This window comes from Rosenbergiella australiborealis, from assembly GCF_018494035.1.
Lineage (GTDB): Bacteria > Pseudomonadota > Gammaproteobacteria > Enterobacterales > Enterobacteriaceae > Rosenbergiella > Rosenbergiella australiborealis.
The window spans coordinates 84,159-98,598 of record NZ_JABBFO010000007.1 but is presented as its reverse complement, the minus strand read 5'-3'; the positions used below and the strand labels follow the sequence as shown (position 1 = coordinate 98,598).

At 47.4% G+C, this 14,440-nt stretch carries 13 protein-coding genes and 4 tRNA genes; 6 read left to right on the top strand and 11 right to left on the bottom strand.

Going from position 1 to position 14,440, the window contains the following annotated elements; all coding sequences use genetic code 11:
- Positions 1–55: 55 nt before the first annotated feature.
- From uvrD to lptM, 6 genes are read right to left on the bottom strand one after another with little or no spacing between them, the layout of a single operon-like run.
- Entirely contained in the window at positions 56–2,218 is a 2,163-nt protein-coding gene (gene uvrD / locus HGT73_RS09105; RefSeq protein WP_214213936.1) for a DNA helicase II, read from the bottom strand.
- 46 nt (positions 2,219–2,264) lie between these two features.
- Positions 2,265–2,981, bottom strand: coding sequence for a 5-amino-6-(5-phospho-D-ribitylamino)uracil phosphatase YigB (gene yigB, locus HGT73_RS09100; protein WP_214213928.1), 717 nt, complete (start codon positions 2,979–2,981; stop codon positions 2,265–2,267).
- Positions 2,981–3,889: a tyrosine recombinase XerC gene (gene xerC, locus HGT73_RS09095; protein WP_214214100.1), complete on the bottom strand. Its 909-nt coding sequence runs from the start codon at positions 3,887–3,889 to the stop codon at positions 2,981–2,983. The genes yigB and xerC overlap by 1 nt, the downstream gene beginning before the upstream one ends.
- Complete coding sequence (locus HGT73_RS09090; protein ID WP_214213926.1) at positions 3,889–4,599, bottom strand: DUF484 domain-containing protein; 711 nt, start codon at positions 4,597–4,599, stop codon at positions 3,889–3,891. The genes xerC and HGT73_RS09090 overlap by 1 nt, the downstream gene beginning before the upstream one ends.
- Complete coding sequence (dapF, locus tag HGT73_RS09085; RefSeq protein WP_214213924.1) at positions 4,596–5,420, bottom strand: diaminopimelate epimerase; 825 nt, start codon at positions 5,418–5,420, stop codon at positions 4,596–4,598. Before dapF ends, HGT73_RS09090 begins: the two co-directional genes overlap by 4 nt.
- Before the next feature lie 27 nt (positions 5,421–5,447).
- Complete coding sequence (gene lptM / locus HGT73_RS09080; RefSeq protein ID WP_214213922.1) at positions 5,448–5,624, bottom strand: LPS translocon maturation chaperone LptM; 177 nt, start codon at positions 5,622–5,624, stop codon at positions 5,448–5,450.
- A gap of 160 nt (positions 5,625–5,784) precedes the next feature.
- On the opposite strand from lptM, the gene cyaY reads away from it, so the two are divergent.
- The gene (cyaY, locus tag HGT73_RS09075) at positions 5,785–6,108 is read left to right on the top strand and encodes an iron donor protein CyaY (RefSeq protein ID WP_214213921.1); all 324 of its coding nucleotides are present in this window, start codon (positions 5,785–5,787) and stop codon (positions 6,106–6,108) included.
- Here cyaY and HGT73_RS09070 read toward each other — a convergent pair.
- Positions 6,105–8,663, bottom strand: coding sequence for a class I adenylate cyclase (locus tag HGT73_RS09070; RefSeq protein ID WP_214213919.1), 2,559 nt, complete (start codon positions 8,661–8,663; stop codon positions 6,105–6,107). The two genes, cyaY and HGT73_RS09070, sit on opposite strands and share 4 nt — an antisense overlap.
- A gap of 243 nt (positions 8,664–8,906) precedes the next feature.
- On the opposite strand from HGT73_RS09070, the gene hemC reads away from it, so the two are divergent.
- The 5 genes from hemC (at position 8,907) to HGT73_RS09045 (ending at position 13,865) form a co-directional block, all read left to right on the top strand.
- Positions 8,907–9,842: a hydroxymethylbilane synthase gene (hemC, locus tag HGT73_RS09065; RefSeq protein WP_214213911.1), complete on the top strand. Its 936-nt coding sequence runs from the start codon at positions 8,907–8,909 to the stop codon at positions 9,840–9,842.
- 1 nt (position 9,843) lies between these two features.
- On the top strand, positions 9,844–10,581 hold the full coding sequence (hemD, locus tag HGT73_RS09060; RefSeq protein ID WP_214213909.1) for a uroporphyrinogen-III synthase: 738 nt from the start codon (positions 9,844–9,846) through the stop codon (positions 10,579–10,581).
- Between the two features lie 25 nt (positions 10,582–10,606).
- Positions 10,607–11,743 (top strand): uroporphyrinogen-III C-methyltransferase, encoded by a 1,137-nt coding sequence (gene hemX / locus HGT73_RS09055; protein ID WP_214213907.1) that lies wholly within the window; start codon positions 10,607–10,609, stop codon positions 11,741–11,743.
- A 1-nt stretch (position 11,744) separates the two neighbouring features.
- Positions 11,745–12,941, top strand: a complete 1,197-nt coding sequence (hemY, locus tag HGT73_RS09050) for a protoheme IX biogenesis protein HemY (protein ID WP_214213900.1) — start codon at positions 11,745–11,747, stop codon at positions 12,939–12,941.
- A 105-nt stretch (positions 12,942–13,046) separates the two neighbouring features.
- Positions 13,047–13,865, top strand: a complete 819-nt coding sequence (locus tag HGT73_RS09045) for a PhzF family phenazine biosynthesis protein (protein ID WP_214213892.1) — start codon at positions 13,047–13,049, stop codon at positions 13,863–13,865.
- 75 nt (positions 13,866–13,940) lie between these two features.
- Here the strand turns inward: HGT73_RS09045 and HGT73_RS09040 are convergent.
- From HGT73_RS09040 to HGT73_RS09025, 4 genes are all read right to left on the bottom strand, one after another.
- Positions 13,941–14,017, bottom strand: a tRNA-Pro gene (locus tag HGT73_RS09040).
- A gap of 25 nt (positions 14,018–14,042) precedes the next feature.
- Positions 14,043–14,129 (bottom strand) — tRNA-Leu (locus HGT73_RS09035).
- Between the two features lie 15 nt (positions 14,130–14,144).
- Positions 14,145–14,220: transfer RNA gene (locus tag HGT73_RS09030), tRNA-His, on the bottom strand.
- Between the two features lie 83 nt (positions 14,221–14,303).
- A tRNA-Arg gene (locus HGT73_RS09025) sits at positions 14,304–14,380 on the bottom strand.
- Between the last annotated feature and the right edge of the window lie 60 nt (positions 14,381–14,440).

The window sequence follows — 14,440 nt, the reverse complement described above, 5'->3', positions numbered from 1 at the left end:
ATTATAGTGGGCGCATGTTACGCTGAGACGAAAATATCGTCAAGAACCGTAAGCATTAAACTGTTTCTAAACGTGCATAAGCTGCAACAAGCCATTTCACGCCTTGCCCTTGAAAGGCAATTTGTAAACGACAATGCTCACCGCTACCTTCAAGATTAATAATTGTGCCTTCTCCGAACTTCGTATGGCGAACGCGTTGCCCAAGGCTCCACCCACTATCATTAGTAATAACCGGAGCCCCCATACGCTTAGTATCCACAGGGCGAGTGATCGTTGCCCGCGATCTGACTTCTTCTACGCACTCCTCAGGAAGTTCACCAATAAATCGTGAAGGACGATGACTCACCTCTTTACCATAAAGACGACGGCTCTCCGCCCAAGTTAAGGTAAGTTTTTTCATCGCTCGGGTGACACCGACATACGCTAAGCGCCGTTCCTCTTCTAAACGCCCAGTCTCTTCAATCGACATTTGACTCGGGAACATCCCCTCTTCCATCCCCACAATGAAGACCTGACTAAACTCCAATCCTTTTGCTGAGTGTAAAGTCATTAACTGCACGGCATCTTGCCATTTATCTGCTTGTCCTTCACCGGCTTCCAGTGCGGCGTGTGAAAGGAAGGCTTGTAACGGCATTAAATCTTCATTTTCATCTTGATAGCTAAACTGGCGCGTTGCCGTAACTAACTCTTCAAGGTTCTCAATACGTGCTTGACCTTTTTCTCCCTTCTCCTGCTCATACATGATCCACAACCCGGAGTCTTTGATTACCCGGTCAGTTTGAACATGGAGGGGCATTTCACTGGTCTCGTAAACCAGCGATTCAATAAGCTCAATAAAACGTTGTAATGATGACGCGGCACGCCCAGCTAACGCTTTCTCTTGCAACAATTCACGAGCACTTTGCCAGAGCGTTAACTGCCGATCACGGGCAAATTGTCGCACCACATCCAGTGTACGATCGCCAATTCCACGGGTAGGCGTGTTAACCACGCGTTCAAAAGCGGCATCATCGTTACGATTTGCCATTAATCGTAAGTAGGCCAAAGAGTCTTTAATTTCCTGACGTTCAAAGAAGCGCATGCCGCCATAGATACGATAAGGTAGCGCACTTTGTAGCAGTGATTCTTCCAATACACGGGACTGGGCATTACTACGATAAAGGATCGCGCAATCAGCAAGTGCTCCCCCCTGTTCATGCCAGTGACGAATACGGTTAACCACGAAGCGTGACTCATCAAGTTCATTAAACGCACAGTACAGTGAAATCGGCTCTCCAGAATCATCTTCTGTCCATAACTCTTTACCCAATCGCCCCGCATTGTTCGCAATTAAAATATTTGCAGCTTGTAAAATATTACGTGTTGAGCGGTAATTTTGTTCCAACCGAATGGTCTGTGCCCCGGGAAAATCGTTCAAAAATCGTTGAATATTTTCTACTTGTGCGCCTCGCCATCCATAGATCGACTGGTCATCATCCCCCACAATCATGACTTTACTGCTGTCGCCAGCGAGCATCCGAATCCATGCATATTGGATATTGTTGGTATCTTGGAACTCGTCGACTAGAAGATTGGTAAAACGCTCACGGTAGTGATTGAGAAGATGGGGCTTATTCAGCCAGAGCTCATGAGCTCGCAGTAATAGCTCGGCAAAATCCACCAAACCGGCGCGGTCACACGCCTCTTGATAGGCTTGATAGACAGAAAGCCACGTCTGCTCAACGGGATTACCGTAACTGTCGATATGTTTTGGACGTAGCCCTTCGTCTTTTTTCCCATTGATGTACCACATGGCTTGACGAGCTGGCCACTGCTTATCATCTAAATTGAGAGCTTTAAGCAGTCGTTTTAAAAGACGTAATTGATCTTCACTGTCGAGAATTTGAAAATCAGCAGGTAAGCCGGCATCAAGAGGATGGGCGCGAAGCAAGCGATGCGCCAAACCGTGGAACGTACCAATCCACATTCCGCCTTGGCTAGTGCCAACGACCTCTTCAATACGATGTCGCATTTCTGCCGCGGCTTTATTCGTAAAGGTGACCGCCATAATTGAATGAGGTGAACAACGTTCAACAGTCAGAAGCCATGCAATACGATGGACTAATACTCGCGTCTTACCACTGCCTGCACCAGCTAGAACCAATAAGTTACTCCGCGGAGCGGCTACCGCCTCGCGCTGTTTATCATTTAAGCCGTCAAGCAGTTCAGAAACGTCCATAAGCACCGTTGCATAAGTAAGAGGAGGCTGTATATATTTACAGCCATTATAGCAAGCTGGTCAGTGAATCCAACCGTGAAATTTCAAGATGAGGAACCAATCGCGCAGAACGAGCAGTGAGGAGATCCTGTTGACGGTCGTTGATCCAGCAAGCTTGATAACCCGCCACCAATGCCCCTTGGATATCAGTGATAAGATCATCGCCGACATGTAAAATCTTTGCAGGGTGCATATTTAGCGTATTCGCTGCGATCTGATAAAGATCGGCAGAAGGTTTTGCCCGACCATCTGGTCCAGCACGTAAGATAAGCGCAAAGTACTGAGCGATGCCTAATTGGCTCGCGTCGGCATTACCATTCGTGATAGCGACTAAAGGGACTTTTGCCGATAGCTCAGCCAGGACTTGATGAGTCATGCACGGAATCTCCACGGCACTGCGCCACTGGTGGAAAACGGCCATCACCTGTTCCGCGCCGCGCTTAGCATCCACATCACTTAGGCCTACGTTCTGCATCAATTGGACGAGAGTCGCATAACGCCACGCAGTCATATCATGAATGATAGTGGGATGATGCTGTTCAAGCGTTAAACGAACACGGTTATAATCGTCATGGGTGACGTGGGCGAGCCGGGGATGCCATGCCTGTAGCGCCTGATGTGTTTTCTCAACGGTTGTGAGGATAACTTGTCGATTATCATAGAGCGTATCATCTAAATCGAACGTTATCGCCTGAGGTCGATGAAGGGGTCGATAAAAACGCATTAGGATTTTCCTCGTTTTGCGCGGGGATGAGCTGCATCATAAACCGAGGCAAGATGCTGAAAGTCTAAGTGAGTATAGATCTGCGTCGTCGAAAGATTTGCATGACCCAACAGTTCTTGTACCGCACGTAAATCACCACTCGATTCTAACATATGCGTCGCAAAAGAGTGGCGCAGCTTATGCGGATGAATATGAGTATTTATCCCCTGCAATACGCCCCACTGTGCAAAACGTTTTTGAACATTACGCGTCGAGATGCGTCGACCTTGTTGCGAGATAAATACTGCATTATCTTCAGGTAAGAATAGCTCCCGCATTTCAAGCCAGCGGACTAACCACTCAACCGCCGTTTTACCTATAGGTAAACGACGCTCTTTACTGCCTTTTCCCATCACCCACACTTCACCGGATTCTAACTCAAGGTGTTGGCAATCTAAATTCACTAATTCGGAAAGACGTAAGCCACCGCCATACATGACTTCCAACATCGTTCGATCACGTACAGAGAGGGGATCTTGTAGATCAATGGCTAACAACTGATCCACGGAGTCAACGTCGATATTTTTAGGTAGCGGACGTGCAGCACGAGGGGTTGCTATTCCCTTGGCAGGATTTGCAGGTAACAAGCCCTGCGAAACTTGCCAATCTAAGAAACTCCGTAGCGCGGAGAGCCGTAAGGCAAGACTGGCCGCCTTGAGACCGTCTCGACGTGATTTTGCCGCCATAGCGCGAATCAGCACAGGGGTAAGTTGCTGCCATGATCCTAAAGAGGTTGATTCAAAAAATTGACAAATTACCTGTAGCTGCCGTTGATAATTAGTAATGGTCAATGGGCTAAGCTGCCGCTCTACTCGTAAAAATCTTAAATAGTCCTCACAGCGCTGAAATAAAGACTCACTCGCTGGCATCATAAACGGCTTATCCAACGGGTTAAAAGCTGGGGAAGGAAGCCGGCGATACAATCGAGCAGTTCTGTTCCCATACCCGATTGGTAATGATGTTTATTGCGACTACTAAAAATAAGCACACCGACATCCTGCCCCTTATCGGTGAGTAGAGAGAGCGCAACCGATCCGACCGCTTTTGCTTCGGGCAGTAATAGTAAGAGCTCTGGCCCATGCAAACGACCAAGATAGTGATTATCTTGGCTAAGTCGCTGAAGTTGCAGCGGGGTAAAAACATGTCTCTCCAAACCGACATGGTGCGAGCCACTCGGTACCGCTAATTGCCAGCTATCGTTAAATAAACGAAATGTCGCACCGGCCAACCCGAGCCCTCTTGCCCATTGATGGAGGCGCTGTTGAAGCTCGGCCAAGTCGGTGGCTGTAGCAAGATGAGATTGCAGATGGAGTAACTGGCTAAAAAGATGTTGATTAGCCTGTGCTTGCTCCATTAAGAGCGTGATCTCCTGCTCAAGATTCACGATCTGTTGACGCTGGCGTGTCAGCTGCCATTCGACTAGCGATACACTGCCCTTCACGGGATGAGGGATGACCATTTGCTCGACCTGACGGGCATTACGTATAAAGAAATCAGGATTTTCCATTAGATATTGACTAACAGCTTCATCATCTAAAGGCTGAGGTGGCAAATGTTCAGTCTCTTGGTGAGTGCTCATAAATGAATAAATCCATCGTAAACATGCGTAGCAGGGCCCGTCATAAATAAAAACGTTCCAGGTCCTTGCCAAGAAATCTGTAAGGTTCCCCCCGGAAGATCAACCCGTACATTCTGACCTAATAGCCCCTGTTGAATACCACTGGCTACCGCCGCACAGGCTCCACTGCCACAAGCCTGAGTTTCACCGGCCCCACGCTCATATACCCGTAAACGAATGTGTTCTGGGCTAATGACTTCCATAAAGCCAACATTCACTCGCTCTGGAAAACGTTCGTGACTCTCTAAAATCGGGCCAAGTATTTCGACCTCAGCTGTCGCTGTCGCGTCAACTTGGATCACACAGTGCGGATTTCCCATAGAAACCGCACCAAACATCACCGTTTTTTCTTCCACACGTAGCAGATAGAGACTTTCTGCCTTGTTCGCACGAAAAGGGACGGCCGACGGTTCAAAGTTAGGCTCACCCATGTTGACCTGTACTAATTCATCACGATTAACCGTTAACACCATCTGCCCTGATTGCGTACTGACCCGGATACTATTCTTATTCGTTAATCCCTTAAGACGAACGAAACGTGCGAAGCATCGAGCTCCATTACCGCACTGAGCGACCTCACTACCGTCCGCATTATAAATACGATAGTGAAAATCAAGCTCGGGATCATAAGGCGGTTCCACCACTAATAATTGATCGAAACCAATTCCTAAATGGCGATCGGCTAAACGCCGAATCAGTTCTGGAGAAAAAAACACATTCTGGGTAACGGCATCCACCACCATGAAATCGTTACCTAGACCATGCATTTTAGAAAACTGCATGCTTCACCCCAATGCCATGCTGGCTGACTATAAGTTATCGGATTTTTTCTTCGCTTTTTTAAAAACACCTTGGTCATAATTGGTGTTCTGTCCCTGTTGCTTACCGTTATCATCTTTTGGGAAATACAGCGGGCCTTTTAACCCACAGCCTGCTAAAGCAATAACGGCAAAAAAAAGCGTACATTTAGCCACAGCGTTCTTCATTGTTGTCCACTCACTTAACGTTCTATTCTACGTATCATCGCAGTTGAAACGGGAAAAGCAATAGAAAAGAGTGGAATTCGCTGATGAGAGGCTTGAAGGGATAAATCTCGGATGATCCTCCGTGTAGCAATCGCTATACTGTATAAAAATAGGAGCGAGCATGAACGACAGCCAATTTCATCAACAAGCAGACCAGTTATTACTCACCATCGAAGAACGTTTAGACGACCATGATGGGGATGCAGATATTGATTACGAAACCCACGGGAATGTCATGACCCTCAGTTTTGAGAATGGTAGTAAGATCATTATTAATCGGCAAGAACCGTTACATCAGGTCTGGTTAGCCACTAAAGCAGGCGGTTATCACTTTTCTTTAGACGGTGATAAATGGGTATGTGATAGAACGGGGAACGAGTTTTGGTCTTTACTGGCTGAGGCCTGCTCTATTCAAGCCGGCGAAACGGTTAAATTTGACCATTAAGGCCGATAAGGCGAACGCGGTAAAATATTTTGCCCCAGTTGCGGAGATACTTTCTCCGTAACCTCATCTTGGCTCGGTGAATGGAAATTAATAATTTGCGAACGACCATTAAGCTCAACGACCTGATAAAACTGCGGCAGATTAAAATTAATAGAGGTTGTCCCAAAGGTTACGCGGTCATGGGAGGAGGAGTAGAAACGACAAACGTCACGCATTAACTCCTCTTTACTCCCCTCACAGTGTTGATAAACTTCCGCATGATTATGCTCATCTAACACATAGATGCTAAAACTTTGTGCCGAAGGATGGTCTTCAAAAAAGAACTGAATAATCCCCTCACTGGCGTAATTTTTCACAACCGTCGGTAGGCTCGCTTGCTTTGAGTCCATCTGGATCGACAGTCCTTGCAACTTATTATTAGAGATTGCGCCATAAAACTCGACCGCATTCTTCAGTTTTTGTACCGAAACCCCCATCCGCTCAAAGAAAAGTCCCCAGGTGTCACTGGCCAGTTTCAAGGCTTTGAAACGCCCCGTTTCTTGTCGATTACTGGATAGCCGTAAGTCAATACATTCGGAGACGAGTTGCAATACACGTGTACGAATTAAGGCGCGTAAATACGGACTATAACAAAAGACCTCTACCGCATCAGGAGGAAGCGCATCTTGATGCATTTTACCCAAAATAGTCTTTAATGCTTCGATCATGGCAGTTTCCCCTTCAAAATGTAGGGTTCTGACTTCATTCCATGAGTTTCGATAGAGTAAGTCGACGCTGCCAATAAGACACCGCTGTTGCTGTCCAAAACTAAAAATATCCATTTTCCGAAAATCAAACAGTACCACTTGGTCACGCAGTGACTGGGTAGGATCGGACTCCAAATTAATCATCAACGCTAAATGTCGAATCTCACAAGGGCTGTATAAGGCCTTTGGCGTCGGTGCTGGGAGGCGAATAGGAAAGTGCGTCGTAATATCGTGGACAAGCTCTTGCAGTCGAGGACGATCACACAGGCTCGTCCCTTTGATATGCAAATGTGTCTTTTCAGTCAGTAATCCATTAAACCAGGCCCAAGCAACCAGTTTATTTAAGTAACGGTTATACTCCAGCGGCTGATGACTGATAATCGCATTCATTTCAGGCGCTTGGTTATACAGGTACCAACCGCGGCGATTGGCCCGACCTTCCGCCACATAGATAAACGTCAAATGTGGCTCTGAAAGATCTGGGGATATTTGGGGGTTAAGCAACGCAACTTTTCCGGGGAGCGCTTCAAATGCTGCGTAGAGTTTACGCGTAAGGACGCCGATATCTTGAGGGCTGGCACTCATGCTTAAATTATTACGTCGAGCAAAGCGAATCAAGTTACGATAGCTTTGCATCATCGTATCCAACAATTCGTTATGAGCCACACGCACTTGCTCAATTTTCCAGTATGCTCGCGCATCAAGCTGGTTTAATAAGGTCTCTCCCCAGCCCCAGCGCTCAACTAATTGAGATAATATTTCTCGCCGCCATTGCGAAGGGTCTGCGCAACTTTCTGTGGTCAATTTTTCTGAAACTTTTAAGTAGAAGCAACGCCGGACGAGATCAAGCCGCGTTGTGTCATTGATGGCTTCCAAGTAAGCCGTCACCCGCTCAAGCATCATGCAATAGGGATCGAGGCCGAAATGAATAATATTGCCATTATGCAGGCATTGTTTGATCTCGGTCGCCAAGAGTCGAGTGTTGGGGTACTCCCAGCTATAGGCCTCTAATAACAAAGTTTTTAAGACGGCTTTGTAAGGTGAATCAATACTTTTATACAGTTGCCATAGGCTAGCGCCAAAATATTCTTCCGCCGAAAGAGTCCCTAACCCACCAAGATCAATCCATTCATTGGGCACTAGAGCGCCTTTAGCATAAAGCTCCATAACATATTCGTCGTAATGGTCTTCATGCTCACTAGGAACAAGGCTCCACAGTATACGCTTACCCGCTAGACGAACGGCGCTACGATAAAATTCATCTAATAAAAGAATATGCTGGGTGCTACCGCAATCTTCTTTCCCCAGTGCGCCACTTTCATTCATCCGAAAGCGATTCTCGTCAATCAGGAAGAAACTGATCTCAACGCCCTGCTTTTTACACCAGAGTTGTAATTGATAACATTTATTATGCAACGCTTGCCGTTCTGTTCCATCCAGCCAAGATTGGTGGCATACCCAGATATCAAGATCCGAGTCACTGCTCTGTCCGACCGACGAGGTACTCCCCATCGAATACAACCCGATAATGGGTGAGTTGTCAGGCGGCGGCACGAGTTTAGGTTCATCACTCGGTAATAACGATTCAAGAAGCTGTTGCTGTAATGCGTCAGGAGTAAAGGCACTAATACCATATGGGGTATTACTTGAAAGGTAGCCTGGCATATCGGGGTGATGATAATGCAGTAACACTGGCAACAAACTATAGATACGGCGAAAAGCAGCACTCATCGCCGCTGTCGCACGATCAGTTCGTAACTGATTAATAGCATCTATTCGTTGTTTCAATGTTTCTATATACAGGTACAAGGCATCACACCTAAGCTCATGCAAGACATTTATAAAAGGGTCGCGGTCGGTCAATCTAACACTGCCACCTCATCCGGTAAAGCGTGTTGATGCTTTAGCCTAACATCTACGAATTATCGCCGTTGCACAATCTCTGTGGTGAGAATCGAAAAACAAACGGCATAGCTTTTCAACGGTGGAAACTGCCACATAACGTGTTTAAATGTTAGGATGATAGATAAACGTAAAAGTATGGTTTCGAGTATGACTGACAAAACAATCAGAATTGCCACCCGTAAAAGCCCTCTTGCACTTTGGCAGGCAGAGTATGTGCAGCAACAATTAATCGCCCATCATCCTGGTCTTCGCGTTGAATTGGTGACGATGGTAACCAAAGGCGATATTTTACTGGATAGCCCGCTGTCAAAGGTGGGGGGAAAGGGGTTGTTTGTAAAGGAACTCGAATCTGCAATGTTAGAAGGGCGTGCTGATTTAGCCGTACACTCAATGAAAGATGTGCCCGTCGCGTTTCCTGAAGGATTAGGACTAGCCGCCATCTGTCCGCGTGAAAACCCTCTAGATGCTTTTGTCTCAAACCATTACGATAACATTGATGCATTACCCAAAGGCGCGGTCGTTGGAACCTCTAGCCTTCGACGCCAGTGTCAATTGAGTGCCTTGCGTCCTGATTTGGTCATTCGTTCACTGCGCGGAAATGTCGGAACTCGGTTAGCGAAACTCGATGCAGGAGAATACGATGCCATTATTCTCGCCTCTGCAGGCCTGATCCGGTTAGGATTATCTGCAAGAATTCGGCTATCGTTGCCGGCAGAACTCTCTTTACCGGCAGTTGGACAAGGTGCCGTCGGGATTGAGTGCCGTAATGATGATACTGAACTGCACCAACTATTGGCTCCGCTTAACCATCCGCCAACGGAGCTCTGTGTCCAAGCGGAGCGTGCCATGAATACGCGTTTAGAAGGCGGCTGCCAAGTTCCTATCGCAAGCTATGCAATCCTTAATGAAGACAAACTCTGGTTACGAGGGCTGGTGGGGACGCCGGAAGGCGATCAGATTATTGCCGGTGAGCGTCATGGAAATGCCGAAGATGCCGAAGCCCTTGGTACCTCGTTAGCCGAAGAGCTTTTAGCCCGTGGAGCTGGGGAGATATTACGAAAAGTCTATCAAGGAAACTCATAGCATGAGTATTTTGGTGACTCGCCCCATGCCGGAGGGTAGCCAACTGGTCAAGCGATTACGATTGACCGGCCGCCAAGCATGGCATCTTCCGCTTATCGACTTTTTACCGGGTCGCCAACTCCTCGACTTCTCATCACGTATTCCTTCGCTCAGTAACGGTGATTTTATCATCGTCGTTTCAGCCCGGGCCCTCACTTACGCGGGCCCTTTTCTTCTTGCGGAGAATCGGCCGTGGCCCACTGAGGTGAATTACTTAGCGATCGGTAAAAACAGTGCACTGGCCTTGCATCGCTATTGTAATAAAGCCGTTGATTTCCCTGATAAAAATATTAGTGAAGCATTAATGGACTTACCCCTTCTGGAAGAGGTTACCGGGAAAAACTGTTTTATTCTACGGGGTAATGGTGGCCGAGAGTTACTCGGCGAGGTATTACAAGCTCGTGGTGCAAATGTCAGCTATTTTGAATGTTATCAACGTATCCCCGTAAAATATCAAGGTGCAGAACAGGCTTTTCACTGGCGACAAAAAGGGATCTCAACCATAATTGTGACAAGTGGTGAGATGTTGAACCTTCTTTATGAATTAGTTCCTGCACTTGATAGGAACGAATGGTTACTTCACTGTCGGCTTATTGTCGTCAGTGATCGTTTAGCGACAATTGCTGCCGACTTTGGCTGGCGAGATATTGTTGTTGCTGATGGTGCGGATAACGATGCGTTATTACGCGCGTTACGCTGAACTTAAACTTATGGGATAAGCCTCTATGACGGAACAAAAAGCCCCCTCCGCCATGTCGGATGACACGAAAGATAATCATACCAATACACCGACTCCGGCTAACGGTAAAAAACTTGCGAGCTTAGCAATTGTTATTGCATTGGCCTCAGGCCTTGGTAGTGCATGGTATATCACACATCTTAACCAATCACAGTCGAATTCAACGCAAGCACTTCGTGAGGAACTTTCACAGTTTCAACTGAAAAATGACAGCGATAGACAACAACTTACACAGCAACTGTCACAAACCGAACAAGCGTTAAAGGATTCTCAAACACAATTGCAGGATACCGATAAGGATCTGCAAGGTCTTCGCGAGAAAATTAATTCACTTACAGGAAATGACACCAGTGTTTGGTTAGTCTCACAAGCGGATTACCTTGTGAAACTGGCAGGTCGCAAATTATGGAGCGATCAAGATGTCACGACATCCTTAGCGCTACTTAAAAGTGCTGACCGTAGTTTAGCGCAGATGGATGATCCGAGTATTCTCACTATCCGCCGCGCATTAAACCAAGATATCTCAACGCTTGCGACACTTAACCAAGTCGATTACGACGGTATTCTTCTGCAAGTAAGCCAATTGGCTAACAATGTCGACAATCTTCGTTTGGCCGATGATAACGAAAATGGCGCTCCGATGGATAAGGACAGCCGTGATATTTCTGGCTCTCTCGCCGAATGGCGGCATAACCTCATGGTGAGCTGGCATGATTTTATGAATAACTTCATCACGGTGCGTCGACGCGATAATACCGCGCAGCCACTGTTAGCGCCTAATCAAGATATCTATTTAAGGGAAAATATCCGCTCTCAATTACTGATTGCCGCACAAGCGATCCCTCGGCATCAAGAGGAGATTTATAAACAATCTCTCGATGCAGTATCCACGTGGGTACGAGCTTGGTATAACACCAACGACCCGGCGACTAAGGCATTTTTAGCGCAAGTCGATCAATTGGTACAAACACCTATCTCTATGGATCTGCCCGAAACGCTCACGAGTCAAAACCTGCTCGATAAACTGATGCAAGATCGTGTACGCGGATTAATGAGTTCACCTAGCGATTCCTCCCCTGCCCCTTCGCATGCTGCGGTCACATCGCCGCAACAAGGAGGTTAAGATGATCAAGGTCTTATTCCTTTTTATCCTATTGATCGCTGGAATCGTGTTAGGCCCTCTCTTTGCTGGAAAGCAAGGATACGTACTCATTCAAACCTCTCAATGGAATATCGAGACTTCAGTTACCGGGTTGGCGATTATCTTGTTAGCCGCGTTGATCGTTATTCTGCTCATTGAGTGGGTGATCCGTCGCTTGTTGAGAACCGGATCTCGGACTCGTCGTTGGTTTAGCAGTCGTAAACATCGTATCGCACAAAAACACACGAATAGTGCCTTAATCAAACTAGCTGAAGGCGATTATCAGCAAGTTGAAAAACTGATCACAAAAAATGCTGACCATGCCGATACCCCCGTTGCAAACTATTTGCTTGCGGCAGAAGCGGCACAACAGCGGGGTGACGAAATTCGAGCGAATCAACATCTCGAACGTGCATCTGAACTCTGTACCGATAATCAAATTCCAGTCGAGATTGCCCGGGCGCGTATTTTGTTGGCTCGAGGTGAAAATCATGCGGCTCGTCATACCCTTGATCGCTTATTAGATGTCGCACCACGCCACCCGGAAGTACTACGTCTTGCACAAAGTGCCTACCTACGTACTGGCGCTTGGTCACCCCTGCTTGATATTCTTCCTTCACTCGAAAAAGATCAGCTAATCACGAAAGAAGATGCTGAAACACTGTCGCATAAAGCATGGCTTGGCCTAATGGATCAAGCCATGGCTTCAGGAGGCAGTGATGGGCTAAAACAGTGGTGGAGCCATCAGACACGCAAAACACGGCAAGATAACCGCTTACAAGCGGCAATGGTGACTCATCTGATTGAGTGTGACGATCATGATATGGCACAAGTCATTACCCTCGATGGTCTGAAGCGAGGGTATAACGAAAATTTGGTGCTCTCCATTCCAAAAATTAAAACGGCTAATAGTGAAGATTCTGAAAAATTAGTCCGTCAGTTGATCAAACAACAGGGATCGACACCATTATTGGAAAGTACACTCGGGCAGCTATTAATGCGTCGTGGTGAATGGCAGCAGGCTGCGGATGCGTTCAATTCAGCGTTAGCTCAGCGTCCGGATAGCTTCGACTATGCTTGGCTCGCCGATGTGTACGACAAAATGCGTCGCCCAGAAGAGGCGGCAAAAATGCGTCGCGAAGGCTTACACCTCACTCTGAAGAAATATCCGGATCAATAATAGCTTAGGCGGCTGCCTGCAGCCGCCTTCTTTGTCCCCTATCTTGCCGTAGCGCCTAATCTATGATGTCATCAGGGCTCGAATCCCTCTATCGGCATCATTATCATGACAGTACGCTTTGAGCAAATTAACGTTTTTTCTACTCATCCTCTAAAAGGGAATCCGTTAGCGGTCGTACATTGCAACGCTCACGACTATTCAGATGCAACAATGCAGGCTTTCGCCCGCTGGACCCAACTCAGCGAAACGGTTTTTATCAGCCCGCCCAGCGATCTGCGTGCTGATTACCACGTTAGGATTTTTACCCCCACTGAAGAGTTACCTTTCGCCGGACATCCTACGCTCGGGGCGTGCCATAGCTGGTTAAATGGACGCAGACAGCCCGTAACCTATCAACAATCGGCGATCGGTATTGTCGAAATAAGACAAATCAATGATCAGCTATTTTTTGAGGCGCCTCCGATTATTGAGCAGCGCCCTTTCACAAATGAAGAATTACAACGCTGTCTCGCCGCAACTGGCCTTCGCTCAGAGGAGATAACCGCGACCTCACTGTTATGTAATGGCCCCGTCTGGCATTGCATTGTGATTGACTCGGTTGAACGACTGTTGGAGCTTGATATCGACTATTCTGCAATACGCGACCTTAAGATAGGGATGTGTAGTATTAAAGAACACTCTCAGGGACTGGTCGTACGTGCTTTTATCGGTGGTGATGCGGTGGAAGACCCGGTGACAGGGAGTTTACAGGCCGTTCTCGCACAGTGGCTGATCGGCGCGGGTAAACTGCCTCCTCAATACAGCGCGCAACAAGGAGCTTGCGTGGGCGCAGAGGGCGGTGTTGAGATTAGACAGTTTGATGGGAGAATTTTTGTCGGGGGCCGGTCAAACACTATTATTAAGGGAGAGGTTACCTTGCTCTAACGCTAATCCCAAGGAGGGGGTTATTGGTTACCTTAAAAAACAAAAAACCCCGCTTTCGCGGGGTTTCTTTAAATTTGGTCGGCGAGAGAGGATTCGAACCTCCGACCCACTGGTCCCAAACCAGTTGCGCTACCAAGCTGCGCTACTCGCCGAAATACTGCGATACTACTTTTTACCTGGTGCGAGGGGGGGGACTTGAACCCCCACGTCCGTTAGGACACTAACACCTGAAGCTAGCGCGTCTACCAATTCCGCCACCGTCGCTCATCAGATAAAAATTGGGGTGGCTAATGGGACTCGAACCCACGACAACTGGAATCACAATCCAGGGCTCTACCAACTGAGCTATAGCCACCACCCCTAACTTCTTACTACCACTGATGCTAACACATCAGCCTAACGCGGTAAAACACCACCGCAGCTCGACACCTAAAAAACTGGTGCGCCCGACAGGATTCGAACCTGAGACCTCTGCCTCCGGAGGGCAGCGCTCTATCCAGCTGAGCTACGGGCGCTTAGCGCCGTTGCGGATGCGGATATTACGGTAGAGTGGTCTAGCTGTCTAGTAGTTTTTT